This is a genomic window from Georgenia sp. SUBG003, assembly GCF_000715355.2.
Taxonomy (GTDB): Bacteria; Actinomycetota; Actinomycetes; order Actinomycetales; family Actinomycetaceae; genus Georgenia.
Genome location: NZ_CP180204.1, coordinates 2,011,450 through 2,036,062, shown reverse-complemented (window position 1 = coordinate 2,036,062; position 24,613 = coordinate 2,011,450). Strand labels below are relative to the sequence as shown.

Annotated in this window: 22 protein-coding genes, 2 tRNA genes and 5 pseudogenes; 6 read left to right on the top strand and 23 right to left on the bottom strand. The window is 73.5% G+C overall.

Features of this window, described 5'->3' with window-relative positions; translation table 11 throughout:
• Positions 1 to 43 precede the first annotated feature (43 nt).
• Positions 44 to 1,021 (top strand): annotated as a pseudogene (locus tag DA06_RS10045) (ABC transporter permease); the annotation flags it as partial.
• Between the two features lie 134 nt (positions 1,022 to 1,155).
• Here the strand turns inward: DA06_RS10045 and DA06_RS10040 are convergent.
• The 10 genes and pseudogenes from DA06_RS10040 to DA06_RS09995 form a co-directional block, all read right to left on the bottom strand.
• A complete protein-coding gene (locus tag DA06_RS10040) occupies positions 1,156 to 2,349 on the bottom strand; it encodes an aminotransferase class I/II-fold pyridoxal phosphate-dependent enzyme (RefSeq protein WP_043499611.1) in 1,194 nt (397 codons plus the stop codon).
• 117 nt (positions 2,350 to 2,466) lie between these two features.
• The gene (locus DA06_RS10035; protein ID WP_418607586.1) at positions 2,467 to 2,940 is read right to left on the bottom strand and encodes a CGNR zinc finger domain-containing protein; all 474 of its coding nucleotides are present in this window, start codon (positions 2,938 to 2,940) and stop codon (positions 2,467 to 2,469) included.
• A complete protein-coding gene (locus tag DA06_RS10030) occupies positions 2,933 to 4,168 on the bottom strand; it encodes a peptidoglycan glycosyltransferase FtsW (RefSeq protein ID WP_052436607.1) in 1,236 nt (411 codons plus the stop codon). Before DA06_RS10030 ends, DA06_RS10035 begins: the two co-directional genes overlap by 8 nt.
• 152 nt (positions 4,169 to 4,320) lie before the next feature.
• Positions 4,321 to 4,515, bottom strand: a complete 195-nt coding sequence (locus DA06_RS10025) for a hypothetical protein (RefSeq protein WP_418607585.1) — start codon at positions 4,513 to 4,515, stop codon at positions 4,321 to 4,323.
• Positions 4,460 to 5,533, bottom strand: a complete 1,074-nt coding sequence (locus tag DA06_RS10020) for a serine/threonine-protein kinase (RefSeq protein WP_418607583.1) — start codon at positions 5,531 to 5,533, stop codon at positions 4,460 to 4,462. Before DA06_RS10020 ends, DA06_RS10025 begins: the two co-directional genes overlap by 56 nt.
• A 14-nt stretch (positions 5,534 to 5,547) precedes the next feature.
• Positions 5,548 to 6,990 carry a peptidoglycan D,D-transpeptidase FtsI family protein gene (locus DA06_RS10015; RefSeq protein WP_043499590.1) on the bottom strand — a complete coding sequence of 481 codons (1,443 nt, stop codon included), beginning with the start codon at positions 6,988 to 6,990 and terminating at the stop codon, positions 5,548 to 5,550.
• Positions 6,987 to 8,444 carry an FtsW/RodA/SpoVE family cell cycle protein gene (locus DA06_RS10010; RefSeq protein WP_418607581.1) on the bottom strand — a complete coding sequence of 486 codons (1,458 nt, stop codon included), beginning with the start codon at positions 8,442 to 8,444 and terminating at the stop codon, positions 6,987 to 6,989. The genes DA06_RS10015 and DA06_RS10010 overlap by 4 nt, the downstream gene beginning before the upstream one ends.
• A gap of 151 nt (positions 8,445 to 8,595) precedes the next feature.
• Positions 8,596 to 9,735, bottom strand: a complete 1,140-nt coding sequence (locus tag DA06_RS10005) for a PP2C family protein-serine/threonine phosphatase (protein ID WP_418607579.1) — start codon at positions 9,733 to 9,735, stop codon at positions 8,596 to 8,598.
• Positions 9,732 to 10,211, bottom strand: coding sequence for an FHA domain-containing protein FhaB/FipA (locus DA06_RS10000; RefSeq protein ID WP_043499585.1), 480 nt, complete (start codon positions 10,209 to 10,211; stop codon positions 9,732 to 9,734). The genes DA06_RS10005 and DA06_RS10000 overlap by 4 nt, the downstream gene beginning before the upstream one ends.
• Before the next feature lie 3 nt (positions 10,212 to 10,214).
• A pseudogene (locus tag DA06_RS09995) lies at positions 10,215 to 10,929 on the bottom strand (FhaA domain-containing protein).
• Positions 10,930 to 11,278: 349 nt separating this feature from the next.
• Here DA06_RS09995 and DA06_RS09990 point away from each other — a divergent pair.
• A tRNA-Leu gene (locus DA06_RS09990) sits at positions 11,279 to 11,363 on the top strand.
• A 226-nt stretch (positions 11,364 to 11,589) separates the two neighbouring features.
• On the opposite strand, the pseudogene DA06_RS09985 reads toward DA06_RS09990, so the two are convergent.
• Both DA06_RS09985 and DA06_RS09980 read right to left on the bottom strand, forming a co-directional pair.
• Positions 11,590 to 11,868 (bottom strand): annotated as a pseudogene (locus tag DA06_RS09985) (molybdopterin molybdenumtransferase MoeA); the annotation flags it as partial.
• Between the two features lie 62 nt (positions 11,869 to 11,930).
• Positions 11,931 to 12,935 (bottom strand): UTP--glucose-1-phosphate uridylyltransferase, encoded by a 1,005-nt coding sequence (locus tag DA06_RS09980; protein ID WP_418607578.1) that lies wholly within the window; start codon positions 12,933 to 12,935, stop codon positions 11,931 to 11,933.
• A gap of 146 nt (positions 12,936 to 13,081) precedes the next feature.
• On the opposite strand from DA06_RS09980, the gene DA06_RS09975 reads away from it, so the two are divergent.
• Positions 13,082 to 13,780, top strand: coding sequence for a 5-formyltetrahydrofolate cyclo-ligase (locus DA06_RS09975; RefSeq protein ID WP_052436606.1), 699 nt, complete (start codon positions 13,082 to 13,084; stop codon positions 13,778 to 13,780).
• Positions 13,781 to 13,864: 84 nt separating this feature from the next.
• Here DA06_RS09975 and DA06_RS09970 read toward each other — a convergent pair.
• Both DA06_RS09970 and DA06_RS09965 read right to left on the bottom strand, forming a co-directional pair.
• Positions 13,865 to 15,690: pseudogene (locus DA06_RS09970) on the bottom strand (penicillin acylase family protein).
• Positions 15,641 to 16,066 carry an alcohol dehydrogenase catalytic domain-containing protein gene (locus tag DA06_RS09965; RefSeq protein ID WP_418607576.1) on the bottom strand — a complete coding sequence of 142 codons (426 nt, stop codon included), beginning with the start codon at positions 16,064 to 16,066 and terminating at the stop codon, positions 15,641 to 15,643. The pseudogene DA06_RS09970 and the gene DA06_RS09965 overlap by 50 nt, the downstream one beginning before the upstream one ends.
• A gap of 139 nt (positions 16,067 to 16,205) precedes the next feature.
• On the opposite strand from DA06_RS09965, the gene DA06_RS09960 reads away from it, so the two are divergent.
• Both DA06_RS09960 and DA06_RS09955 read left to right on the top strand, forming a co-directional pair.
• Positions 16,206 to 16,532, top strand: coding sequence for a hypothetical protein (locus tag DA06_RS09960; RefSeq protein WP_418607574.1), 327 nt, complete (start codon positions 16,206 to 16,208; stop codon positions 16,530 to 16,532).
• 168 nt (positions 16,533 to 16,700) lie between these two features.
• The gene (locus DA06_RS09955) at positions 16,701 to 17,387 is read left to right on the top strand and encodes a hypothetical protein (protein ID WP_418607573.1); all 687 of its coding nucleotides are present in this window, start codon (positions 16,701 to 16,703) and stop codon (positions 17,385 to 17,387) included.
• A gap of 51 nt (positions 17,388 to 17,438) precedes the next feature.
• On the opposite strand, the gene DA06_RS09950 is transcribed toward DA06_RS09955, so the two are convergent.
• The 9 genes and pseudogenes from DA06_RS09950 to DA06_RS09910 all read right to left on the bottom strand — a co-directional run bounded on the left by DA06_RS09950 (position 17,439) and on the right by DA06_RS09910 (position 23,604).
• Positions 17,439 to 17,666, bottom strand: a complete 228-nt coding sequence (locus DA06_RS09950) for a hypothetical protein (protein WP_043499564.1) — start codon at positions 17,664 to 17,666, stop codon at positions 17,439 to 17,441.
• A 206-nt stretch (positions 17,667 to 17,872) separates the two neighbouring features.
• Positions 17,873 to 17,945 (bottom strand) — tRNA-Arg (locus tag DA06_RS09945).
• Positions 17,946 to 18,018: 73 nt separating this feature from the next.
• Positions 18,019 to 18,801, bottom strand: coding sequence for a GvpL/GvpF family gas vesicle protein (locus DA06_RS09940; protein ID WP_043499562.1), 783 nt, complete (start codon positions 18,799 to 18,801; stop codon positions 18,019 to 18,021).
• Positions 18,798 to 19,121 carry a gas vesicle protein K gene (locus tag DA06_RS09935; protein WP_043499560.1) on the bottom strand — a complete coding sequence of 108 codons (324 nt, stop codon included), beginning with the start codon at positions 19,119 to 19,121 and terminating at the stop codon, positions 18,798 to 18,800. The genes DA06_RS09940 and DA06_RS09935 overlap by 4 nt, the downstream gene beginning before the upstream one ends.
• Complete coding sequence (locus DA06_RS09930) at positions 19,118 to 19,510, bottom strand: hypothetical protein (RefSeq protein WP_043499558.1); 393 nt, start codon at positions 19,508 to 19,510, stop codon at positions 19,118 to 19,120. The genes DA06_RS09935 and DA06_RS09930 overlap by 4 nt, the downstream gene beginning before the upstream one ends.
• Positions 19,468 to 20,031 (bottom strand): gas vesicle protein, encoded by a 564-nt coding sequence (locus DA06_RS09925; RefSeq protein ID WP_418607965.1) that lies wholly within the window; start codon positions 20,029 to 20,031, stop codon positions 19,468 to 19,470. Before DA06_RS09925 ends, DA06_RS09930 begins: the two co-directional genes overlap by 43 nt.
• Before the next feature lie 131 nt (positions 20,032 to 20,162).
• Positions 20,163 to 21,790, bottom strand: a pseudogene (locus DA06_RS09920) (alpha-amylase family glycosyl hydrolase).
• Between the two features lie 346 nt (positions 21,791 to 22,136).
• A complete protein-coding gene (locus DA06_RS09915) occupies positions 22,137 to 23,153 on the bottom strand; it encodes a LacI family DNA-binding transcriptional regulator (protein WP_043499555.1) in 1,017 nt (338 codons plus the stop codon).
• Between the two features lie 172 nt (positions 23,154 to 23,325).
• Positions 23,326 to 23,604, bottom strand: coding sequence for a hypothetical protein (locus DA06_RS09910; RefSeq protein WP_418607571.1), 279 nt, complete (start codon positions 23,602 to 23,604; stop codon positions 23,326 to 23,328).
• On the opposite strand from DA06_RS09910, the gene DA06_RS09905 reads away from it, so the two are divergent.
• Positions 23,492 to 24,595, top strand: coding sequence for a sugar ABC transporter substrate-binding protein (locus tag DA06_RS09905; RefSeq protein WP_418607963.1), 1,104 nt, complete (start codon positions 23,492 to 23,494; stop codon positions 24,593 to 24,595). The genes DA06_RS09910 and DA06_RS09905 overlap by 113 nt on opposite strands.
• Positions 24,596 to 24,613: the final 18 nt, after the last annotated feature.

Sequence of the window (24,613 nt, the reverse complement as noted above, 5' to 3'; positions counted from 1 at the left end):
CGCCGTCCAGCGCCCGTGGCTGGTGGTCGCCGTCCGTGAGGTGATGGTCAAGGTCCGCGACCGGAACTTCCTGATCTCGACGCTTCTCACCGTGGCGATGATCTCCGTCGGCATCGGGGTCTCGGCCTACCTGAACACCCGCACGACGGACCACACGCTCGCGGTCGTCGACGCCACCGGCGGCCAGATCGCCGCCGCGGCCGACGAGATCGTCTCCGCCGACGACTCCGGGGACACCGTCGAGGCCACCGAGTACGACGACGAGGCCGAGGCGCGTGACGCCGTGGCGGCCGGGGACGTCGACGCCGCGCTCCTCGGCACGGGCGACGGGTGGACCATCGTCGGTGACACCGAGGTCGACTCCGGTCTCGAGCGCGCCCTCAGCGAGGCGGTGGCCGCCGCGGTGCTCGAGACGAACGCCCAGGCCGCCGGGACGACGACGGCGGAGCTGACCGCCGGCTCCGCCGTGACCACCGAGCTCCTCGAGGGCGACGCCGACAGGGCCACCATGCAGCGCGTCGTCGGGTTCGTGTTCGCGTTCCTCTTCTACATGGCCGCGATCGTGTTCGGCATGGCCATCGCCCAGTCCGTGCTGGAGGAGAAGCAGAACCGCGTCGTGGAGATCCTGGCCACCGCGATCCCGATCCGCCAGCTGCTGTACGGCAAGGTCATCGGCAACTCCGTGCTGGCGCTCGCCCAGATCGCGCTCTACGCCCTCGTCGGCCTGATCGGCCTGAACGTCTCCGGGACCGCCGGCGACATCGGGTGGATCCTGGGCGCCTCCGGATGGTTCGTCGTGTTCTTCGTCGTGGGGTTCGTGGCGCTCGCCGCCGTGTTCGCCGTGCTCGGCTCGCTGGCCAGCCGCAGCGAGGACCTGCAGTCCAACACCGGCCCCATCATGGGCGTGATCATGGTGGCGACCTTCGCGGGCATGTTCGCCACCGGCACGCTGCTGACGGTGGCGTCCTACGTCCCGGTGGTCTCCTCCGTGGCGATGCCCGTGCGCATGCTGGGCGGGGAGGTGCCGATGTGGGAGCCGGTGGTCTCGCTGGCGGTCACCGCCGTCACGGCCTACCTGCTGGTGCGGCTGGGGGGAGCGGGTCTACCAGCGCGCGGTGCTGCAGGGCGGCACCGCGCTCACCTGGCGCCAGGCCCTCAGGCTGGAGGTGTAGGCACGCCGGCCCGCGCGGCCACGCCCAGCATGGCGGGAAGCGCCCGCTCGACGGTGTCCATGGTCGCGGTCAGGCTGATCCGGAAGTGCCCGGGCGCGCCGAACAACCGTCCGGACAGCACGTACACCCCATGCTGCGCGAGGGCGGCCGCGTACGCGTCCCCGTCGCCGCCCGGGGCGGCGCTCCAGAGGTAGAAGGTGCCCTCGGGGCGCGTGACCCGGTAGCCCGCACCCTGGAGCGCGGCCAGCATCCGGTCGCGCTTCCGGGTCAGCTCCGCCAGGTCGATCGACACCGTCTCCAGGGCCGGGACCGCGTACTGCATGACGGCGTCGGGGAACGTCCAGCCCAGCGCCAGCTGCAGCGGCAGCGCGGCGGCCCTGAGCGACTCCCGCTCCACCGGCGGCATCGTCGGGGAGAGTGCCAGGTAGCCGAGGCGCTGGCCGGGTGCCAGGAGCACCTTGCCGTAGCTGTAGTCGATCAACGTCCACGGATAGCAGGCGGCCGGGCTGACGAAGGGAGTGCCGTCGAACCGGATGCGCCGGTACGGCTCGTCCGAGAGCAGCCAGACCCGCCGGCCGTTCCGGCTGGACGCCTGCTCGAGCACCGCGGCCAGCGCCTCCAGCTCGTCGCGCCGGTACACCCGGCCGGTGGGGTTGGCGGGGGAGTTCACCAGGACGATCCGTGTGCGGGGAGAGATCGCCCGGTCGATCGCCTCCACGTCGAGGCCGAAGGTGTCCGGCCGCAGCGCCGCCCGCACCGGCACCATGTCGGCGGCCCGCAGCATCGACGGGTAGCAGGGCCAGGCCGGCTGCGGGATCACGACCTCGTCGCCGGCGTCGCCCACGAGCCGCAGGGCGAGGGCGATGGCACCGAACGCGCCCTGGGTCATCTGCACGTCCTCGGCCTCGAACGGCAGACCGAGCTCTGCCGCGAGGGCCGTCGCGACGGTCTCGCGCGGAGCGCGCTCGCTGGACTTGTACGCGAACCAGTCCACGGTGCGGGGCTCGACACTGGTCCGCAGTGCGGCGACGAGCCCCTCGAGCGGCATCTCGTGCGGGTTGCCGAAGGTGAGGTCGAGGACGTCGGGGCGGCCGTCCATGGACCGCATCGACGTGAAGTAGTCGGTCAGGCCGCGGATGTCCTCGCGCGCCGCCCCCGCCCGCCTGGACAGCTCCATCCGGACCGCCTCCCGTCCGTCACACCGTCGTGGACAGTCCCATGATGGTCCTCGCCGCCGCGCGTGTCACAGGTCCGGCCGGCACCCCACCTGGCGGCCGGTCGCGCGCACCCGGGGTCAGCGATCCGCGCGCCGGGCTCGGTAGGCCGCCACGTGCGCGCGGTTCGCGCAGCCGCCCTCGCAGAACCGGCGCGAGCGGTTGCGGGACAGGTCGACCACGAGGTCCTCGCAGTCGTCGCCGGCGCACACCCGCAGCCGGTCCAGCTCTCCCGCGCGCACGACGTCGGCCAGTGCCACCGCCTGGGCGCGACTCTCGGCGATCGCCGCCTCGGCGGCGCGCACGGCCCCGGCGAGACGCCCGGGCAGGCGCAGCAGGTCGGCGGAGGGACGGCGCGGCAACGGCACGCGCTCGACGATGCGCAGCGGGTACCCCGCCTCGGGTACCAGGGTGCGTTCCAGCCCCGCCTCGGTCCCCAGCACGGTGACCTCGGCGCCGTCGCCGGCACGCAGCTCGGCGGCGGTGGCGAGCAGCGGGTTGACGTGCCCCGCGGTGCCGCCGCCGGCGAGGAGGACGCGCAGCGGCTCAGCCACGGCGGGACCGCCCCGGGACGACGGCGAGGGAACGTCGCACGACGCCCTTGCGGGTGGCGAGGGCCTGTGCGGCGCCCGGCTCCGACCGGGCGAACGAGAGCAGGACCCCGACCGCCATGAGCGTGGAGATCATCGCGGAGCCGCCGGCGGAGACCAGCGGCAGCGGTACGCCGATGACCGGCAGGAGCCCGATGACGACGCCGATGTTGACCAGCGCCTGGGCGAGGATCCACGACGCGACCGCGGACGTGGCGATCTGGACGAACGGGTCCGGGTGGCGGCGCACGATCCGGAACATGCCGACGGCGAGCCCGCCGAACAGGCCGAGGACGAGCAGCGTGCCGAGCAGACCCAGCTCCTCGCCGATGATCGCGAAGATGAAGTCGTTGTGGGCCTCGGGCAGGTAGGACCACTTCTCGCGTGACGCGCCCAGCCCGACACCCGACAGGCCGCCGGTGCCGAGGCCCCACAGCCCGTGCCGGGTCTGGAAGCCGGCGCCGGAGGGGTCCGCCTCGGCCAGGCCGAGGAAGGACATCACGCGCGTCGTCCGGCTGGTCGAGGACAGGACCAGGGCGGCGGCCACGCCCGCGCCGAGGACGCCGGAGACGGCGAACCACTTCATGGGCAGCCCGGCGACGAAGAACGCACCGACGACGAGGGCGACCATCACCAGCACGGTGCCCATGTCGTGGCCGGCGAGCACGAGTCCGACCGCCGCGAGCGAGCCGATGCCCGCCGGGACCAGGACGTGCTTCCAGTCGTGCAGCAGCGCGGCCTTGCGCGCGAGCACGAGGCCGAGCCACAGGGCCAGGCCGAGCTTGAGGAACTCGGAAGGCTGCAGGGTCTGGTTCACGCCGGGGACGTAGATCCAGTTGAGGTTGCCGTTCTCCCCGCGACCGAGCGGCGTGAAGATCAGCATCTGCAGCAGCAGCGCACCGCCGAGCGCCGGCCAGGCCAGCCGCTTGTACCAGGCGACGGGAATCCGGGACGCGCCGAGCGCCAGGGGCAGGCCGATGATGACGAACTTGGCCTGGCCGAGGAACTCCGCGTACGGGTTGCCGTCGTTGTCCCGGATGGAGGAGATGGTCGAGGCGGAGAGCACCATGACGATGCCGAGGGCCAGCAGGAGCAGGGCGGAGCCGGCCACCAGGTAGTAGCTCAGGGCGGCGATCTCGCGGCTCTCGGCCCGCTGGCCGGTGCGCGTGCTGCTGCGTCCTGCGGGGCGCACCGCCGGCCGCGCGGCCGCGGTGCGGGGGACGACGCCGCACGCCGTCGACCGTGCTCATCTGCGCCCTCCCAGGGAGCGCGCCGCGCGGGCGAAGGCGTCGCCGCGCTCGGCGTAGCTGCGGAACTGGTCCATCGAGGCGCAGGCAGGGGCCATCAGCACGGTGTCCGCCCGGCCGGGCGAGCCGCGCCCGCCTCGGCGACCGCCCGCGTCATCACGTCCCCATCCTCACCAGGGACGACCTCGATCACCGGGACGTCGGCCGCGTGTCGTGCCAGGGCGCTCCGCAGGGGCTCACGGTCGGTGCCGATGAGGACGACGGCGCGCAGCCGCTCGCGCTGTGCGCTCACCAGCTCGTCGAACGTCGCGCCCTTGGCGAGGCCGCCGGCGATCCACACGACCGTGCCGGCCGGCAGCGCGCCGAGGGACGCGGCGGCGGCGTGGGCGTTGGTCGCCTTGGAGTCGTCGACGTAGGCCACGTCGTCGACGGTCGCGACGAGCTTCGATCCGGTGGGCGCCCGGGGCGTAGTCGCGCAGACCCCGCGGGCTCGTCGCGTGCAGGGCGGCCTCGAGCTCGCGGGCGCACACCAGGGCGCTCGCAGGGCGTCCGGCTGGGTCCTTGGCCAGCATCCGCTCGACGACGGCGGCCACCGGCGCCGGCACGCTCGCGGGCAGCGGCGGCAGCGGCTGGTTGACGTGGGCGAACGCGATGTCCACCTGACTCGTGCCGGTGAACGGCCGGTGCCCGGCGAGGCACTCGTACGCCACGACACCGAGGGCGTACACGTCACCCGCGGCCGTGGCCGCCCGGCCCATCGCCTGCTCGGGCGGGAGGTACTGGGCGGTGCCCATCACCATGCCGGCGGAGGTCATGGGCGCCTGGTTCGCGCCGAGGGAGATGCCGAAGTCGGTGAGCTTGACCGTGCCGTCGGCGGTGATGATGAGGTTCGCCGGCTTGACGTCGCGGTGCACGACCCCGGCGGTGTGCGCAGCGTGCAGCCCGCGGCAGGCCTGGACGAGCAGCGGCACCAGCTCCGAGGCGGGTAGGGTGCCCCGGCGGTCGAGCCGGTCGGCGAGCGTCTCGCCCAGGACCAGCTCCATGACGAGGTAGCCGGAGCCCTCCTGCTCGCCGTGGTCGAGCAGCATCGCGAGGTTCTGGTGCTGCAGGCCCGCCGTGTTGCGCGCCTCGGTGCGCAGCCGGGCGAGGAACAGCTCGTCGCCCACCAGCTCCGGGCGCAGCACCTTGGCGGCGACGGTCCGCCCGAGCCGGCGGTCCAGCGCCTGCCACACCTCGCCCATGCCGCCGACGGCGATGAGCGTGGTCAGCTCGTACCGCCCGCCGAGCACCAGGCCGGCGCGTGGCTCCATCGGGGTTCCGGCCCTCACCGGAGCACCGCCTCCATGACCGCGCGGGCCACGGGCCCGGCGTTCGTGCCGCCGTCGCCGCCGTTCTCGACGACGACGGCGACCGCGACCTCGGGATCCTCCGCGCCGGCGAAGCCGAGGAACCAGGCGTGGGGCGAGACGTCGGCGGAGATCTCCGCCGTGCCGGTCTTGCCGGCCACCTGCACGCCGGGGATCTGCGCGGCTGTCCCGGTGCCGTTCGCGACCACCTCGACCATCATCTCGGTCAGCTTGTCCGCCGTCTCCGGGGTGACGGACTCGCGCAGCTCCCGCGGCTCGGTCGTGCCGACGACCTCGAGGTCCGGCGACAGCTCGCGGGCCACGAGGAACGGCTGCATCTGCACGCCGTCGTTCGCGACCGCCGCAGCGACCATCGCCATCTGCATGGGCGTGACCCGCACGTCCGACTGCCCGATGCCGCTCATCGCCAGCTGCGGCGGCGAGGGCTCGTCCGGGAAACGGGACGGGGTGACCTTGAGCGGGACCTCCAGCGGCTCGCCGAATCCGAACGCCTCGGCCTGGGCGCGCAGCGTCTCCTCGCCCATGTCCATCGCCAGCTGGGCGAAGGTGGTGTTGCAGGACTGCCGGAAGGCGATGATCAGCGGGACCTCGCCGGAGCCGTCGCCGCACGCGCGCTGGAGCGGGTTCTGGATGATGTGGCTCGTCTGCGGCAGGGACAGCTCGGTGGGCCCGGGCACGAGGGTGTCCGGGGTGGTGCCCTGGTCGGCCTCGAGCGCGGCGGCGGCGGTGATGACCTTGAACACCGAGCCCGGCGCGTACTGGTCGCCCCCGATGGCGCGGTTGACCAGCGGCTTGTCCGGGTCCTCGTTCAGGGCGGTCCAGGCGGCCTCGGCCTCCTCGCGGTCGTGGGTCGCGAGGGAGTTGGGGTCGAAGCTGGGGCTGGAGACCATGGCGAGGATCGCCCCGGTCCCGGGGTCGAGGGCGACGACGGCGCCCTTGCGGTCCCCGAGCGCGGCGGCGGCCGCCTGCTGCGCGGCCGGGTCGAGGGTCAGCTCGACGGCGCCGCCCTGGGGCTGCTGGCCGGTCACGAGGGTCTGGATCCGCTGCAGCAGCAGGGAGCTGGAGGTGCCGTTCAGGACCTCGTTCTCCGTCTGCTCCAGGCCGGTCAGGCGGTTGAACGCCGTGGAGAAGTAGCCGGTGGTGTGCGCGTAGAGCTGTCCCGGGGAGTACGAGCGCTGGTAGCCGTACACGTCGTCGACCGGGGTCGACGTGGCCACCGACTCGCCGGCCACCACGATCGGGCCGCGGTCGCGGCCGTACTCGCGGTAGACGGTGCGCACGTTGCGGGAGTCGGTGTTGAGCGCCCCGGCCTGGAAGAACTGCACGGACGTCGCCGAGACCATGAGGGCGAGGAACATCAGGGCGACGACGGTCGCGAGGCGGCGGATCGGCTGGTTCACAGGCGCACCACCTCCGTCTCCTGCCCGTCGGTGGGGTCGGGACCGCGGCGTCCACCGTCGCCGACCTCGAGCGGGGCGGCCGGGCCGGCGTCCTCGGGAGCGGGTTCCGGCTCGGGCGGGGCGGGCCGCCGGGCTGCGTCGGAGATGCGCAGGAGCAGGGCGACGATGATCCAGTTCGAGACGAGCGAGGAACCGCCGAGCGCGAGGAACGGCGTGGTCAGGCCGGTGAGCGGGATCAGCCGGGTGACCCCGCCGACCACGACGAACACCTGGAACGCCAGCACGAAGGCCAGGCCGGAGGCGAGCAGCTTGCCGAACCCGTCGCGCACGCCGATCGCGGCCCGCATGCCGCGCTGCGCGAGCACCAGGTAGAGGAGGAGGATGGCGAGCATGCCCGTCAGGCCGAGCTCCTCGCCGAGCGAGGCGACGATGAAGTCGGAGTTCGCGTACGGGACGAGCTGCGGGTACCCGTAGCCCCATCCGGTGCCGGTCAGGCCGCCGGACGCCATGCCGAACAGGCCTTGGACCACCTGGCCGGAGCCGCCGGGGCTGCGGTTGTAGATCTCCGGCTCGAGCGCGTGGAGCCAGACGTCGAACCGCGCGCCGACGTGCGGGAACAGCGCGCCCGCGACCACGGCGCCGCCGGCGAACAGCGCGAGGCCGATGAGGACCCAGCTCAGGCGCTCGGTGGCCACGTAGAGCATGGCGACGAACAACCCGAAGAACAGCAGCGAGGTGCCCAGGTCGCGCTCGAGGACGAGGACGGCGAGCGAGACGCCCCAGGCGAGCATGATCGGGCCGAGGTCGCGGGCCCTGGGCAGCTGCAGGCCGAGCACCTTCGGGCCCGCCAGGGCGAGCGTGTCGCGGTTGGTCACCAGGTAGCCGGCGAAGAAGACCGCGAGCACGATCTTCCCCAGCTCGGCGGGCTGGAAGGACATGCCGAGGAGACTGATCCAGATCCGGGCGCCGTTGATGCTCACGCCGAGACCGGGCACGAGCGGGAGCACGAGCAGCACCAGGCCCACCACCATGGCGGTGTACGTGTAGCGGCGCAGGAGCCGGTGGTCGCGCAGGAACCACAGCACCGCGACGGCGGCGGCGACCCCCACGAGGGTCCACATCAGCTGCCGGTCCGCGTCGCCGCCGTCACCGCCGCGGGCCGTGGAGGCCAGGTCGATGCGGTAGATCATCGTCAGTCCGATGCCGTTCAGGGCCACCACGATCGGCAGCAGCACGGGATCGGCGTAGGGCGCCCGCCACCTCACGAGCATGTGGGCGAGGAGGGCGAGCGCGGCCAGTCCGCCCGCGCGGGTGGCGAGGTTCGCGGGCAGCTCACCTGTGACGGCGAGCGAGACCTGCGCGTAGGCGCCGACGACGAGCACGAGGGCGAGGCCGAGCAGCGCCAGCTCGGCGCCCCGTCCGGTCCGCGCCCGCTGCTGGGTGACGATGGCCATCAGGCGGGCTCCGTCGTCGACGGCGACGGCGAGGCGGGCGCCGTCGGGGACTCGGAGGGTTCCGCCGCCGGGGCCGGCTCGGCGAGCGACTCGCGCAGGTTCGCGACGATCTCCTCCGCGTCCGCGAGCGACGAACGGGTGATGGGACTCGTCAGGCGGTCCTGCGCGACGGGCGTGAGCGCGTCGACGCGCAGGTCGGTGCGCTCGTGCAGGCTCGCCAGCCGGACGGGACCCACCTCCTGCGGGATGCCGCGGTAGATGGCGACGTAGTCGCCGTACGGGGGAGACGTAGTACTGGGTCTGGGTCCACGAGTAGCCCGCGTAGCCCAGCCCGACGAGCGTGCCCAGCACGAGGATCGTCGCGACGACGCGCCCCACCCACCGCCGCGCGCGGGAGGGGCCGGGATCGTCGTCGTCCTCGGGGATGACGGGCGACGGCGGCCGGGCGCCGTTCGTCAGGGCGGCCGCCCTGGCCGCGGCCCCGCCTCCCCCCGCGCGTGGCGCGCAGCCGGTCCTTGGCCGCGGCGCCCACCACCTGCGGCGAGTTGTCCGGGGAGCCGTCCGTCACCACGTCGGCGACGACGCACGTGACGTTGTCCGGGCCGCCGGCGCGCAGGGCGAGGTGGATGAGGTCGTCGGCGCACTCGCCGGGGTCGGTGACGGTCAGGAGCGTCTCGGCGATGGTCTCGTGGGAGACGACGCCGAACAGCCCGTCCGACGCCAGCAGCCAGCGGTCCCCGGGCAGCGCCTCGCGGAGGGACTCGTCGAGCTGGACCTCGCTGTCGTTGTCGCCGAGGGCACGCAGGATGACGTTGCGCTGCGGGTGCCGCTCGGCCTGCTCGGGGGTGAGGCGCCCGGTGGAGACCAGGTACTGCACGAAGGTGTGGTCGGTCGTGACCTGGGTGAGCTCGCCGCCGCGCAGCAGGTAGGCGCGGGAGTCGCCGATGTGCACCATGGCGAGCTTGTTCCCGGCGCGAAGCACCGCGATGCAGGTGGTGCCCAGCCCGGCGAGGTCCGGATCGGCCTCCGAGCGCTGGATGAGCTCGTCGTGCGCGGCGCCGACGGCGGAGCGCAGGAGGTCGAGGAGGTCGTCGGCGCTGTGGGCGTCGTCGAGCTCGGCGAGGTGGGCGACGGCGACCGAGGAGGCGATGTCGCCGCCGGCCGGGCCCCCCATGCCGTCGGCGAGCACCAGCAGGTGCGGGCCGGCGTAGCCCGAGTCCTGGTTCGAGGCGCGGACGAGGCCGACGTCGGAGCGGGCGGCGAAGCGCAGCTGGACGGACACGGGGCTCACCGGCGCAGCTCGATGAGAGTCTGGCCGATGCGGACCGGGATGCCGGGCGGCACCTGCACGGGCTCGGTGATGCGGTCGCCGGCGACCACGGTGCCGTTGGTGGAACCGAGGTCCTCCACCCACCAGGCGCTGTCCTTGGGGAAGAAGCGGGCGTGCCGGTTGGAGGAGTAGTCGTCGTCGAGCACGAGCGTGCAGGCGGGCGCGCGGCCGACCAGGACCGCCGACGGGCCGAGCGGGATGGTGGTCCCCGCGAGCGGGCCCTGGGTCACGACGAGACGGCTCGGCGCGTTGCGGGCCGGGCGCGCGGGCCGCTGCTCCGGCGTCGTGCGGCGGGTGGGCCGGCCCCGGCCGGGCCCTCGCGCGGTGACGCGGGTGCCGAAGACGTCCTTGCGGAGGACCCCCAGCGCGGCGAGGACGAACAGCCACAGCAGGACGAGGAAGCCGAACCGCAGCAGGGTGACGACGAGCTCGCTCAAGCGTCACCTGCCGCCGTCGTCGGGTTCGTCGGCGCCGGTCCAGAACATGACCCGGGTCCGTCCCACCGTGATGGTGTTGCCGTCGACGAGCGTGGCGGCGTCGACGCGGTGGCCCTCGACGAAGGTGCCGTTGGTGGAGCCGAGGTCTGTGGCGATGACGCCCGCCGGGGTCACGCGGATCTCGAGGTGCCGGCGGGAGACGCCGGAGTCGTCCACCACGATGTCCGCCTCGCTGCCGCGGCCGATGACGGTGACCGGTCCAGTGAGGAGGTAGCGCTGCCCGTCGATGTCGATGATCGGGTGGCGCGAGGAGGCGACCGCGGAGGTGGCGGGGGGCGACGGCGCCGCGGCGGGTGGCCGAGCGCACCGCGAACCGCCCGGTGGTCAGGGACTCGTCCTGGGCGAAGCGGACCTCGACGGGGCCGACGAAGGAGTAGCGCTGGGAGGAGGCGTGCTCGGTGGCGGCGCCGACCATCTCGTCGGCGAGGGCGTCCGAGCCCCACTGCTCGACCTGCTCGAGGTCGGTCGGGGACAGCTCGACGACGAACTCGTTCGGCACCACGGTGCGCCCGCGGGAGACGGCCGCGGCGCGGTCGTCCATCTCGCGACGAACGGCAGAGGCGATCTCCACGGGTTTGACCTCGCTGCGGAACGCCTTGGCGAACGCGGCGCTGACGACGTGCTCCACGCCCTTCTCGAAACGGTCGAGGACGCCCATCGCGCACCTCCTTCCCCGGGGCGGGTCGCGGCCCGGATCGTGTCCGGTCTGCACCGGCTCCTTCACCCGGACCGTGCGGTCCGGTGGTCCGTCCCCCGGACTGGCCGTCCGGTGTCGCTCGCCGGGCAGCCGCCCGGCACCGGCGCACAGGTCCGGCACGTCGATCCTAACGAGGCGGGCTGTGAACAGCCGTATTGGGCCGGCGGCGCGCGGGCACGGCACGTCGGTCCGCCGCGCCAGGACGGGCGAGGCGCGCCGCCGGGGTGTGCAGGATCACGGCGCCGGAGCGGCGGAAGGGTTCGGTGACGGACCGGCGTGCGTGCTAACGTTTCGTTCGCTGTCCGAGCGAGCGCGAGTGGCGGAATAGGCAGACGCGCACGGTTCAGGTCCGTGTGCCCGAAAGGGCGTGGGGGGTTCAACTCCCCCCTCGCGCACAGCAGAGAGTGGCGGGATCCCGGCGATGCTGGGGCCCGCCACTTTTTTTTTTTTCATGCTCTGTTGTGGGTGAGTCTGGTCGTCCTCACATGGCCCGGAACTCTTGGATCCACCTTGGCCCTGTGGCCCCTCCGCACGACAGCGCGCAGGTCCTCCGCGCGCCGGCGCACGTTCTCCCCCCTCCACGGCGGCGGTCCGCACGGCGACCGTGGCCTGCCCGAAGTCGGTCTGCTCGACCGGCACGACGGCGTCGGCCGCCGTGGGCAGCGGCGCGCCGGACGCGATCCGCACCGCGGTGCCGGGCACGAGGTGGATGGGGTCCACCGCGCCGGCGCGGATCTCGTCGATGACCCGCAGGGTCACCGGCTCGTCCGGCCGGGCACCCGCGACGTCGGCGGCACGAACGGCGTAGCCGTCGGTGGCGGCCAGGTCCGCGACGGGCAGGTCCGACGGCGCCAGCACGTCCTCGGCGAGGATGCAGCCGACGGCGTCCGGCAGCACCACCTCGAGCGGCGGGAGCGGCCCCACGGCCGCGAGGCACGCCGTGAGGTGCTCCTGGACGGTCCTCACGGCCGGGCGGGCGCGTGCGGCTCCGTCGCCTCGGGGCCGGCCGCGGGGGTGGAGCCGAGCTCGACCCGCCGGCCGTGCACGTAGGACTCCAGCCACGCGGAGAAGTCCGTCCCGATGTCCTCGCGGTCCGCGGCGAGCTGGACCACGGCCTTGAGGTAGTCGAGCTTGTCCCCGGTGTCGTAGCGGCGGCCGCGGAAGACGACGCCGTGGACGCCGCCGCCCTCGGCCGCGTCCGTGCGGGCGAGGGTCTGCAGCGCGTCGGTGAGCTGGATCTCGCCGCCGCGCCCGGGCCCGGTCTCCTCCAGCACGCGGAAGACGGCGGGGTGGAGCACGTAGCGGCCGATGACGGCGAGGTTCGACGGCGCCTCGTCCACCGGGGGCTTCTCGACGAGCTCCGTCACCCGGACGACGTCACCCTCGCCGAGCGTGCCGACGGCCGTGTCCGTGGGCTCCACGGCCGCGGCGCCGTAGAGGTTGATCTGCCCGGGGTCCACCTCGAGCAGAGCGATGACCGAGCCGCCGAGGCGCTGCTGGACGGCGATCATGTCGGTCAGGAGGGTGTCGCGGGCGTCGATGAGGTCGTCCCCGAGGAGGACGGCGAAGGGCTCGTCGCCCACGTGGTCCTTGCCCTGCAGCACGGCGTGGCCGAGGCCCTTCGGCTCGCCCTGGCGCACGAAGTGGACGTGCGCGAGCTCGCTGGAGCGGCGCACCGAGGCGAGACGGGCGGCGTCCCCCTTGCGCTCGAGAGCGCCCTCCAGCTCGGGGGCGGCGTCGAAGTGGTCCTCGATGGCCCCCTTGCCCCGGCCGGTGACCAGGAGGACGTCGTCGATGCCCGACTGGGCGACCTCCTCGACGACGTACTCGATCGCCGGCCGGTCCACGACCGGAAGCATCTCCTTGGGGATCGCCTTGGTGGCGGGGGCGAAGCGGGTTCCCAGGCCGGCGACCGGCACGACGGCCTTGCGGACCCGTGCGACGGGCGCGTTCTCGTGTGCTGACATAGCCCGAGGCTAACGGCCACGGCGTCGCGGGGCCGTCCGGCGGCGGGCGGCACGCCGCCTTCCGCGATGGGCGAAACGGACGAACGCGCCGGCCGAAACCTGTGGAACCGGTGGTTTCGACGCGACGCGGCTGCGACACTCGGACCATGCACCGCACGCAGCTCGCGCTTCCAAGGACGGACGGCTACGAGACAGAGGACGCGAAGCAGGTGCTCCGCCTCATCGTCCGGGAGGCGCGCGCCCAGCGTCCCGAGAGCGAGCGCGTCCGCGCCGGCAAGGTCCTCGCCGTCAACGGTCTCGAGGCGGTCGGGGACGCCCGGTGCGTCGCCGCGTACGTCTCCCGCTCCGACGAGCCGGACTCCCTGCCGCTGCTCGAGGCCCTGCGGGAGCGGGGCACACGGGTGCTCCTGCCCGTGCTCGGGCCGGGCCTGAACCGCGAGTGGGGCGAGTACCGGGGCGCCGACGACCTCGCCGTGCGCGCACCGGGCCGCCCGCCCGAGCCGTCCGGGCCCGTCCTGCCCGGCGAGACGATCGCCGAGGCGGACGTCGTCGTCGCCCCCGCCCTGGCGATCGACGCGGTGGGCACGCGGCTGGGTCAGGGCGGCGGCTGGTACGACCGGGTGCTCAAGCTCGCCCGCCCCGGCACCCAGGTCTTCGGGATGGTCTTCGACGAGGAGCTCGTCGCCGACGTGCTGCTGCCCGCGGACGCCCACGACGTGGCGGTCCCCGCGGTCATCACGCCCGAGCGCTGGTTCCTCCTGTCGGGGTCCCGCTTCCAGAACGAGGCGCTGGCGGGTCAGGCGAACGCCGTGCGCAGCCCGTCCGCGCAGCCCACCGAGCTCTGAGACCGGCCGCACCGGTCGCCCTTCCCGACGCGACGCTCCCCACCCGGACGGTCCCCGGCGCGGGTCACCGTGGCTCCGCCGCGGTCACTCCGGCGGCCGGAGCGTCAGCGTCACGGAGCCGGCCTCCTCGACCGCCTCTCGGCTGAAGGGCCACGGGAACGTCTCCCCGGCGGCCCACGCGTCGACCTGGTCGGTGTAGTGGTCCGAGCCCGGGTGGCCGGACGCGCCGGACGTCGTCACCCACGTCGAGCGGTCCAGGTCGCCCATGTCGACCACCATGCGCATGGACGGCCCCGCGGTCACGGTGAAGTCGGGCCGGCCCAGGTCGTCCGAGGCCGCGGTGCTGAACGACGTCGCGTCGACGATCGAGGACCCGCCGGCCACCTCCACCGCGCCCGGGTTGAACACCCGGCGCACGAGCGTCGGCACGCCCTCCCCGCCGAGCACCGGGTGCTCCGGCGCGAACCGGTGCAGCTTGCCCCACTCCCAGCCCGCCGGGTCCTTGCCCATGGTGTTGGTCAGCTGCTGGCGGGCGAGCACGAGCGCCTGGCGCAGGATCTCGTCGCGGCCCTCGACGATGTTCACCGTGGTGCGGTCGTCCCACCACGGGTCCTGCGGGTCCTCGAGCAGGCGCTGGACCACCATGAGCCACCGGGCTCCGCCGTCGGGGGCCTGGGAGGCCGGCAGGTCGTCGGTGAAGGTCAGGTCGAGCACGCTGGTCCACACGGCGTTGAAGTAGGCGGCGCCGGCCGAGGAGGCGTCCGTGGGGAAGCCCTCCGCGGACCACTCGCGCAGCAGGTCGACGGCCTCCTCGACGAACGGGTCGTCGACGTCGACGCTGAGCAGGGCCGGCAGGACCGCGGGGCCGAACGGGCTGGCGTCGTCGAGCATGATCTCGTTCATGTCCTCGACGTCGAGCGCGTCGCCGTCCGCGATCTTCTGCTCGAGCAGGAAGCGGATCCGCTGGCTGCGGAACCCGGCGTCCCAGTCGGTGGTGAGGAAGGGGCCCTCGCCGGCCGGTGTCACGGCCTGGTTGGCGGCGGAGACGAACCCCTCGGCGGGGTTGAGCACCCGGGGCATGTCCTCGGGGGCGACGAAGCCCTGCCAGTCGTACCGGGAGTCCCAGCCCGGGCGCGGCCAGGAGCCGTCGGAGGGCACCGGGGAGCCGGGCACGGCCGCGCGCACCGGGATCCGGCCGGGCGCCTGGTACCCGATGTCGCCGTCGGCCGTGGCGAAGACGATGTTCTGGGCGGGCACCTCGAGGAGGGCCGCGGCGGCGGCGATGTCCTCGGCGTCGTGGGCGCGGTTGATGGCGAAGACCGCGTCGCGGTGCGCCCCGGCGTCAGGGCCGTCCACTGCAGCGCGACGGCGTAGCCGGAGAATCCTGCGGGCGGCGCCCCCTCGGGCACCGGGACGCTGCCGGCCACGCCGGTGTCGGCGAGGACCTCGGAGACGATCGGACCGTGCTCCGTCGTCGTCACGGTCGTGACGACCGGCTCGGCACCGTTGACCTCGATGGTCTCCCGGCGCGTCTGGAGCGGGACCCGTGCGCCGTCGCGCAGGTAGGTGCCGTCGTCGTAGAGGCGCTCCAGGGTGAAGTCGATGACGTCGGCGCCCAGGTTGGTCAGGCCCCAGGCGAGCTGGTCGTTATGGCCGATGACCACGCCCGGGAGCCCGGAGAAGGAGAACCCGGCGACGTCGAAGGTGCAGTCCTCCCCCTCGCCCGTGCAGTGCAGGCCGACCTGATACCACAGGTTCGGCGCGTCGAGGGCGAGGTGGGGATCGTTGGCCAGCAGCGGCTTGCCGCTCGCGGTGTGCTCGCCGGAGACGACGAAGGAGTTCGAGCCGATCCCCTCCCCCTCACCGACGAGGACGGGCACGGCGTCGAGCGCCGCGGCGGCGCTCGCCAGGGCCTGCCCGGCGCCCCGCCCGCAGCCAGGCGACGCCCACCCGGTCCCCGACGGCCAGCCGCTCGCACCCGGGGCCGACGGCGTCCACGCGGCCGACGATCTCGTGGCCGGGGACCGTGCGCGGCCGGCGAGGAACGAGGTCCCCCTCGGCGAGATGGAGGTCGGTGCGGCACACCCCGCACGCCTCGACCGTGATGCGCACCTCCCCCGGGCCGGGCACCGGATCCGGCAGCTCGACCCATCGCAGCGGCCCGCCGGCGACCGGCCCCGGACGTTCCACCACCCACGCCTGCATGGCCACCTCCTGGACCGCACCGAGCAGCTTCGGGTCGCGTCCCCGCGTCCCCGGCGTTCCCGCCCGATCCCAGCGTCGCACCGGGTGACCCGCCGGTCAGCGGATCGGCGTCCGGCGAACGCGCTCCTCGACGGCGGCCCCGCAGGGAGGCGGCCGCCGTATGCTCGGGGCATCCTCCGGGGGCCTCGACCAGCGGCGTGCGCCGCAGGGAAGGACCGAGATGCCTTCGCGAGAATCCGCCCGGCCCCGTTCGGCGCGACGACGGCGATGGACCTACCTCCCCGCTCTGGTCGGGCTGGCCGTCCTCCTCGCGGGCTGCGCGGCCGGCCCCAACCCCGCTGCCGGCCCGGGCGAGGCCGGGTTCTGGTCGGGGCTCTGGCACGGCCTGATCCTGCCCGTGACGTTCATCGTGTCGCTGTTCGACGACGACGTGACCATCTACGAGGTCGCCAACAACGGCAACTGGTACGACTTCGGCTACTGCGTCGGCCTGTCGATGTTCTTCTCCGCCGGCCCCGCTGCGGGTGCGGCGGGCCGCCGCCGGTAGGCCGCCACCGCCGACCATGGTCGGGGGCTGCCCTGCTCCGGGACCTCGGCCTCTGTCCATCTCCGGGACGTTGGCCCCTGTCGGTGCCTCCCAGCCGTTGCGACGATGGCAGCAGCCCTCGCAGGCGAGCCGGGACCTTCCCCGGCCGGTCGAGAGGAAGTGGTGGCGATGGGGCTGCAGGACACGGAGCGGACCCCGGGAACGGTCCGACGGGGGACGCCCTCGAACATCGTGTGGGGCGTGCTGCTGCTGCTCGCCGGTGTGCTCCTCATGCTCGACTACCTGGACGTGCTGCCCGACGCCTGGGCGCTCTGGACCGTCGTGTTCGGGGTGGCGGGGGCCGGCTTCCTGTACGTCTTCCTCACGCAGCCGCAGCACTGGTGGGCGGCCATCCCGGCGGGCTGGCTCTTCGGCCTGTCCGCCGTCATGGCCTGGGAGCAGATCGCCGGAGCCGAGGACGACCGAGGTGGAGCGTTGCTGCTCGGCCTCGGGGGCCTGGGGTTCTGGGCGGTGTACGTGCGCTCGCACGAGCTGTGGTGGGCGGTCATCCCGGGTGGTGCGCTGGTGACACTGGCGGTGACCGGCATGCTGGACGGGACGGCGAGCGAGACCGCTTCGGGATCGGTCTTCTTCCTCGGGCTGGCCGTGACGTTCGGGCTGCTCACCGTGCTGCCCGGCGCCCGCATGAGGTGGCCGGCGTTCGTGGCCGCCGGCCTCGCCGTGATCGGCGTCCTCACCGCCCTGGGCGCCGACGAGGCGATCACCATGGCGAACTTCCTCGTCCTGATCGGCGCGGGCGGCTACCTCATCTGGCGGGCGCTCGGACCTCGGCGACCCCACCAGCCCGGCGCGTGACGGTGCTGCGCGACCTCGCCGGGGCCTGCGCCCCGGCGAGCCCGCGCGGCGTCAGATGAGGTTCTCGACCCGGCGGATCATGTCGATGCTCGGGAACTTGTCCTCGCGGACGCGGGACAGGAGCTCCTCGGCGTACCAGGGCACCTCGCGCGGCTCGAGCAACGACTCGATGGTGTCGAGCATCGTGGCGGAGGGGTACCGGTCCTCCTGCACCTTGTCCAGGAGCGCACGGAGCAGTTCCTTGCGGGTGTCGTACCTGTGCGCGTCCTGGTCGGCCATCGTTCGCTCCCTAGCACGGTAGGTGGGTGAAGCAGGGAGCAACCAGGCTAGAACGGGAGGTCTGCTCCGGCGAGCGCTGAGGGCGGAGTGCATCCGGGTCGGCGGAGGCGTCACGCAACTGAGCGTGGGTACCGACCTGCCCACCCGGCGCGGGCGGAAGGAACGAGAAAGGCCCGGAACCGTTGCGGTTCCGGGCCTTCGTCCTGTGCGCCCGGAGGGACTCGAACCCCCAACCTTCTGATCCGTAGTCAGATGCTCTATCCATTGAGCTACGGGCGCATGGCCGCTTGGGCCGAGAAAGACTCTATCGTGACTGCCGACGCGGGACCAACCGCGGACCGCGTGAGCGTGGTCACGTCGGTGTCGGCCCGGCCAGCCCCGGCACGTCGGCGAAGGAGTAGGGGGGCCACGGGCCGAGGTAACGGATCACTGCCGCGGGCTCCTCGTCCTGCACCGCGGCGAGCTCCTGCCCCACCGCGGGGATCGCGTCCCGCGGGACGAGCAGGGACACCGTGAGGACGGGCACCACACCTTCCCCCGGGCGTGCGCTGCGGTTCTCGCTGAGCTCCTCGGACACGGCGGCGAGCCGGCGCCGGTACTGCTGGTACAGGTCGTCCGCGAGCGCGTCCGTGACCTCTCGCTCCAGCTGGTCCAGCCGCTTGCCCAGCAGACGGCGGACCCCTGGCGGACGCGTCTCGAGGTCCTCCCGCATCGCCACCACGTCCGGGTGCCGCTCGGCCACCCGGTGCTGGTCCAGACCGATCTCGACCCGCAGCTCGACCCGGTTCTCCAGGGCGTCGAGCCGTTCGCGCAGCAGTCGCCCGCCGGCGGTGAGCCACCCCTCGAGCCGGGAACGGGCCGGCGTCTCCTCCCCCTCGGCGACGATGACGTTGAAGCTCATGGGCAGCACCGCGCCCGTGCTCTCCCAGACCCGCTCGACGACGTCGCTGTGCTCGACCACCCACCGCCTGACGTCGTCGTCGGCACCCTCGTACGGGCCGGCCGCATGCCGGTGGACGACGGCGGCGAGGTCGCCGGGACCGGCCACCACCTCCAGGGCGGCGCCGTCGATGCCGGTGCCGAGCTCGGCCGGCTTCCCGGCCACCACCGCGTAGACGTAGAGGCCCCCCGTCACGCGTCCTCCTTCCGGGCCTCCTCGACCCACCTCGCCGGGTTGACGAGCTTGTCGACGACCTCGTTCACGACGTCGTCGAGTCCGCGCCGGAGGTCCGACACCGAGGTAGTCAGCCCGTGGTCCTGCTTGATCTGCTCGAGGGCGTCGTCAAGGTCGAGGAGCGCCTGGCCGAGGCGCTCCTGCTCCTCGTCGGTCAGCTCGCCGCCCTCGATCCTGCGGATCGCCTGGCTCTCGAGTGCCTCCTCGATCACCTCGACCAGCGTGATGACGAGGGTGAGCACCCCGTTCTTCAGGCTCTTCTCGTCGATCTTCAGGGTCATGGCTTCCCTCCTGCACCCGCGGACAGCTCGGGACGCCGGTCGCCCGAGGCGCGCGTGAGCTCGCGGACCCAGGGCCGCGGATCCTGGACGGCCAGCCGCACGTCTCCGTCGAGAGTGCGGACCACCACGACGGAGGAGCCGACGGGCGTGCGGTCCCGCTCGACGTCGACCGCCAGCACCTCCTCCTGGCGCAGCCGGACGGCGGGGCGCCGGTCGAGCGTCCCCGTCCACGCCACTCCCCCGGCCCGGTCGACGACGGCGGTCCCGCCCCGCCACACGGGTCCGGTCGCGAGCTGCTCCCGGTACCAGACGCTCGCCTCGAGCGCCGGGGCGTCAGGGGCGGGGTTCAGCGCCGGCGCGGCGGGTCCGAGGCCCTGCTCGCGCAGCATGCCGAGGAGCCGCTCCGGCGCCGCGGCGGAGAGGGTGGCGGTCCCTGCCTCGGTCGTGACGACGAGCCGGACGCGGTCCTCACCGCCGATGCTGCGTTCCGTGCGCAGGTCGCGCCGGCGACGTCCTCCAGGCGCACCTGCCACAGCACCTCCCTGGGGTCGGCCCGCCAGACGATCAGCCGGCGCGAGGTCAGGTACACCGTGCCCGGGCGCCAGGTGCCGTGCGGCTCGTCCTGACGGTGCCCGCCCGCCATCCGCATGACGATCTCCTCGTCCTCGGCGAGCGGGACGTGGCGGGAGACGGACCGCCTGACCCACTCCCGGGTCTGCTCGTCCCAGGAGCGCATCATCCCGTACTCGAGCATCGTCTCGATCCCGGCGATCGTGGCCCGGAGGTTCACCCCGATCAGCGGGATGTCGGCGACGGTGATGATGAGGTCGAGGTCCAGGTACACGCCCTTGTTGAGCAGCACCTCCAGCAGGTCCGGCAGCGTGGCACCCAGGTCCCGCGTGGGCTCCATCGCCTTCGCGGCGACCCCCGGCGCGGCGGGTTCAGCCATCGCGGTCCGGCACCTCCGCGCGGTCCTCGGCACGGGCGCCGGTGCGCGACCCGTTGCGGCTCTCGGCCCGCGGCTCGGGGGGCCGCCGGCCCTCAGCGGCGGGCCCAGACGGTGGTGTCCCGCGGAACGGCCACGGCTGCGCCATCGTCCGCCGTGGGGCCGCTGGAGACCACGACCTCCCAGCCCGCCGGAAGCGTGACCGGCTCCTCGCCGAGATTCGTCAGGACCAGCACGTCCCCGCGCCCCGGGGCGGCGTTGACGAAGGCGACCACGGCCGGCGAGCCGGCGTGCTCGGACTCCCACGCCAGCGAGCCGAGCCCGAGCCCGAGCTCGCCGCGCAGCCGCAGCGCGGTGCGGTACAGCTCGAGGGTGGAGAGCGGGTCGCCCTCCTGGGCGTCGGCGGCGTGGGCGTGCCAGCCCTCGGGCTGCGGCAGCCAGGCCTGCCCCGTTCCCCGAGAACCCGAACGACGGCGCACCCGACTCCCACGGGAGCGGCACGCGGCACCCGTCGCGCCCCTTCTCGGCGCCCCCGGTCCGGAAGAACGCCGGGTCCTCGCGGGCGTCGTCGGGCAGCGACGTGTGCTCGGGGAGCCCGAGCTCCTCGCCCTGGTACAGGTACGCGGAACCAGGCAGGGCCAGCATGAGCAGGGACGCGGCGCGGGCCCGCCGCAGGCCGAGCCCGGCGTCGGGCTGGACGTCCTCGGCCCCGATCCCGTTGGGGCCCTTGCCGGTCTCGGGAAGGCCGAGGCGGGAGGCGTGCCGGACGACGTCGTGGTTGGACAGCACCCACGTGGTGGGGGCACCGACGGCGTCGTTGACGCGGTAGGACTCCTCGACGCACTCGCGCAGGTGCGGCGCGGACCAGGGGGAGACGAGGAAGGCGAAGTTGAACGCCTGGTGCATCTCGTCCGCCCGCACGTACCTGGCGAGGCGCTCGAGGGGGTCCACCCACGCCTCGGCGACGAGGATGCGCTCGCCGGGGTACCCGTCGAGCACCTGCCGCCACGAGCGGTAGATCTCGTGGACGCCGTCCTGGTCGAACATCGGCGGGTGGGGGCGGCGCGCGGTGACGCCCTGCTCCTCGGCGCCGGCGACCATCATGACGTGCCCGCTCCAGTCCGGCAGACCCGCGGCCTTGACCAGGCCGTGGGCGACGTCGACGCGGAACCCGTCCACGCCCCGGTCCAGCCAGAAGCGCAGGACCGACTCCATCTCCGCCCGCACCTCCGGGTTCTCCCAGTTCAGGTCGGGCTGGCTGGAGTCGAACAGGTGCAGGTACCACTGACCGTCGTTCTCCCACGGGCTGCCCGGTGCGTCCTCCCGGTCGCACACCCGGGTCCACGCCGCGCCGCCGAAGATCGACTCCCAGTTGTTCGGCGGCTCCTCGCCGACCTCCCCGCCGCCCTCGCGGAAGATGTAGCGGGCCCGCGCGGAGCTCGCCGGTCCGTCGGCGAGGGCCTCGCGGAACCAGGCGTGCTCGTCGGAGGTGTGGTTGGGCACCAGATCCACGATCACCCGGAGCCCGAGGGCATGGGGCGCGCTCGAGAAGAGCGTCCGCGTCCGCGAGCGTGCCGAAGCGCGGGTCGACGTCGCGGTAGTCGGAGACGTCGTAGCCGCCGTCGTTCTGCGGGGAGCGGTAGAACGGGGAGAGCCACAGCGCGTCGACACCGAGGGCGGCGAGGTGGTCGAGCCGGGCGGTGATGCCGGGCAGGTCGCCCATGCCGTCGCCGTTCCCGTCGGCGAACGAGCGCGGGTAGACCTGGTAGATCACCGCGTGCCGCCACCACGCCTCGTCGCGATCGTGCGCCGGGGCGTGGACGGTCAGGGAGCCTGGCTCGGTACGGACGGTCACTTCTCTCCTACGTGGTGCTCGGATCTCGGATCTGGGGGGTGTGCCCCGCGCCGCGGGCAGCCCTGCGCCGGTCGCGTGCCGCCGCGCCACGGGCGGCCGTGCGTGGGGACGCGGCCTGCGCGGACGCCGCCCGTCAGGGTGTCACGGGCAGGCTCCCGGACGCACATCGGCCGACGGCGTCGTGGGGTCCGGCGGCGCAGGTACGTCGCACGGCTCAGTAGGCCAGCGGCGCCGCGTCGGTGGAGCCACGGACGATGAGCTCCGGCACGAAGATCAGCTCGCCGCGCGGGACCTGCGAGCCGCCGATCTCCGCGACCAGCGTCGTGACCGCGGCCTGGCACATGGCCGCGACGGGCTGGCGGATCGTGGTCAGCGGGGGGTGGGTGAAGGGAATCAGCGGGGAGTCGTCGTACCCGACGACGGAGAGCTCCTCGGGGACGCGCCGGCCGTTCGCCCGTGCCGCCCGCACCACGCCCAGCGCCATGAGGTCGGAACCGCAGACGACCGCGGTGCAGCCCGCCTCGAGCAGCTCGCTGCCCGCGGCCACGCCGCCCTCGACGGTGAACAGCGTGCGCACCACGCGGGGCTCCTCGTCCTCGACGTACTGCGCCATCGCCTCCTCGAAGCCCACGCGCTTGCGGTGGGCCGGAACGAAGCGCTCGGGCCCGATGGCCAGGCCGATCCTGCGGTGGCCCTGGGAGACGAGGTGCCGCACGGCCAGCTCCATGCTGCCGCGGTCGTCGGTGGAGAACGAGGGCGCGTCCACCGCGGGGTTGTGGCCGTTGAGGAGCACGAAGGGCACGCCGCGCTCCCGCAGGCGCTGGTAGCGGGCCGGGTCCGCGCTCGTGTCCGCGTGCAGCCCGGAGACGAAGACGATGCCGTCCACGCCGTGCTCCAGGAGCATCTCGACGTACTGGTCCTCCGTGGTGCCGCCCGGGGACTGTGTGCACAGCAGGGGCGTCAGCCCCATCGTCGACAGGACGGACTCGATCGACTGGGCGAACGCGGGGAAGACCGGGTTGGTGAGCTCCGGCACGACCAGCCCGACGAGCCCGGCGGATCGACCGCTGAGCTTGTCCGGCCGCTCGTAGCCGAGCATGTCCAGCGCCGCCAGGACGGCCCGCCGTGTCTCGTCGGCGACGCCCGGCTTGTCGTTGAGCACGCGCGAGACGGTCGCGGTGCTGACGCCCGCCTGCTCGGCGACGTCGGTCAGTCTGGTGCGCCCTTGCATGGCAGACCTGGCTTTCTTCTACAGCGCGCGACGGTGTGCGCGACCCACTTGAAACTGTTGCCTGAAAGTTACTGCAAGTAGTTGCAAGCGTGCCAGTACCGCAGTTACTGTCGAGACATCCGGACCGGTCCCGTCGGCGACGACAGGGGCGAGCCGCGACTGAATATCCCACCTATCCCCACAGGAGACTCAGATGCGACGGAGCATCACCCTTGCGGCCGCCGTCGGCATGACGATGGCGCTCGCCGCCTGCGGCGGGGGGCGGCGACGCCACCGACGAGGAGACCGGCGCGGCCCCCGCGGCCGGCGAGACCAGCGACGCCGGTGACGGCGGCACGCTGACCATCTGGACGGACGAGACCCGGAAGGACGCCGTCGAGGCGGCCGCCACGGCGTTCGAGGAGGAGACCGGCGCCACCGTCGAGACGGTCCTGAAGAACTTCGAGGACATCCGCGCCGACTTCCTCGCCCAGGTCCCGACGGGTGAGGGGCCGGACATCACGGTGGGCGCGCACGACTGGCTCGGCGAGATGACCGCGAACGGCGTCGTGGCCCCGATCGAGCTCGGCGACAAGGCCTCCGAGTTCGAGACCGTCGCGATCGAGGCGTTCACCCAGGACGGTCAGGTCTACGGGCTGCCCTACGCGGTCGAGAACATCGGCCTCATCCGCAACACCGCCCTCGCTCCCGAGGCCCCGGCGACCTGGGACGACGCCGTCGCCGCCGGCCAGGCCGCGGGCACGAAGTACCCCGTCCTCATCCAGGTGAGCGAGGAGGGCGACCCCTACACGATGTACCCGCTCCAGACCTCGTTCGGCGCTCCGGTGTTCGTCCAGAACGACGACGGTTCCTACTCCCCGGAGCTCGCGCTCGGCGGCGAGCCCGGCAACGCGTTCGCGCAGTGGCTGGCCGCGCAGGGTGAGGCGGGCACGCTGGACACCGCCATCACCTACGACATCGCGGTGGAGGCCTTCGCCAACGGCGAGTCGCCCTTCATCATCGGCGGACCGTGGATGATCGCCAGCTTCGAGGGCCTGGACCTGGCTGTCGACCCGATCCCGAGCGCGGGCGGCGAGCCCGCCCAGCCGTTCGCCGGGGTGCAGGGCTTCTACGTCAACGCCAAGAGCGAGAACGCCCTGCTCGCCAACGACTTCCTCGTGAACTTCATGTCGACCGAGGAGGCCCAGCTGGCCCTCTACGAGGCCGGGGACCGTCCGCCGGCGCTCGTCGCCGCCGCCGACAGCGCCTCCTCCGACCCGGTCACCGCCGGGTTCCGTGAGGTCGGCACGAACGCCGTGCCGATGCCGTCCATCCCGGAGATGGGTGCGGTGTGGAACTTCTGGGGCGTGACGGAGGCTGCGATCGTCAGCGGCTCGCAGGAGCCCGTGGCGGCCTGGGAGAAGATGGTCTCGGACATCCAGGGCGCGCTCGACGCCGCCTGACCCCCCTCCGGCGGGTGC

Bases quoted from the DNA above. Each gene is read 5' to 3' on its own strand.
- DA06_RS09910 (WP_418607571.1), bottom strand. From the start codon at position 23,604: ATGTCCTCGAAGTTCTTCAGGACCGTCTCGACGGTGGCGCCGGTCTCC.
- DA06_RS09915 (WP_043499555.1), bottom strand. From the start codon at position 23,153: ATGCAAGGGCGCACCAGACTGACCGACGTCGCCGAGCAGGCGGGCGTC.
- DA06_RS09975 (WP_052436606.1), top strand. From the start codon at position 13,082: ATGCACCGCACGCAGCTCGCGCTTCCAAGGACGGACGGCTACGAGACA.
- DA06_RS09960 (WP_418607574.1), top strand. From the start codon at position 16,206: ATGCCTTCGCGAGAATCCGCCCGGCCCCGTTCGGCGCGACGACGGCGA.
- DA06_RS09935 (WP_043499560.1), bottom strand. From the start codon at position 19,121: ATGACCCTGAAGATCGACGAGAAGAGCCTGAAGAACGGGGTGCTCACC.
- DA06_RS09980 (WP_418607578.1), bottom strand. From the start codon at position 12,935: ATGTCAGCACACGAGAACGCGCCCGTCGCACGGGTCCGCAAGGCCGTC.
- DA06_RS09925 (WP_418607965.1), bottom strand. From the start codon at position 20,031: ATGGAGCCCACGCGGGACCTGGGTGCCACGCTGCCGGACCTGCTGGAG.
- DA06_RS09930 (WP_043499558.1), bottom strand. From the start codon at position 19,510: ATGCTGCGCGAGCAGGGCCTCGGACCCGCCGCGCCGGCGCTGAACCCC.
- DA06_RS09950 (WP_043499564.1), bottom strand. From the start codon at position 17,666: ATGGCCGACCAGGACGCGCACAGGTACGACACCCGCAAGGAACTGCTC.
- DA06_RS10010 (WP_418607581.1), bottom strand. From the start codon at position 8,444: ATGGCCATCGTCACCCAGCAGCGGGCGCGGACCGGACGGGGCGCCGAG.
- DA06_RS09955 (WP_418607573.1), top strand. From the start codon at position 16,701: ATGGGGCTGCAGGACACGGAGCGGACCCCGGGAACGGTCCGACGGGGG.
- DA06_RS10040 (WP_043499611.1), bottom strand. From the start codon at position 2,349: ATGGAGCTGTCCAGGCGGGCGGGGGCGGCGCGCGAGGACATCCGCGGC.
- DA06_RS10020 (WP_418607583.1), bottom strand. From the start codon at position 5,533: ATGGAGCCACGCGCCGGCCTGGTGCTCGGCGGGCGGTACGAGCTGACC.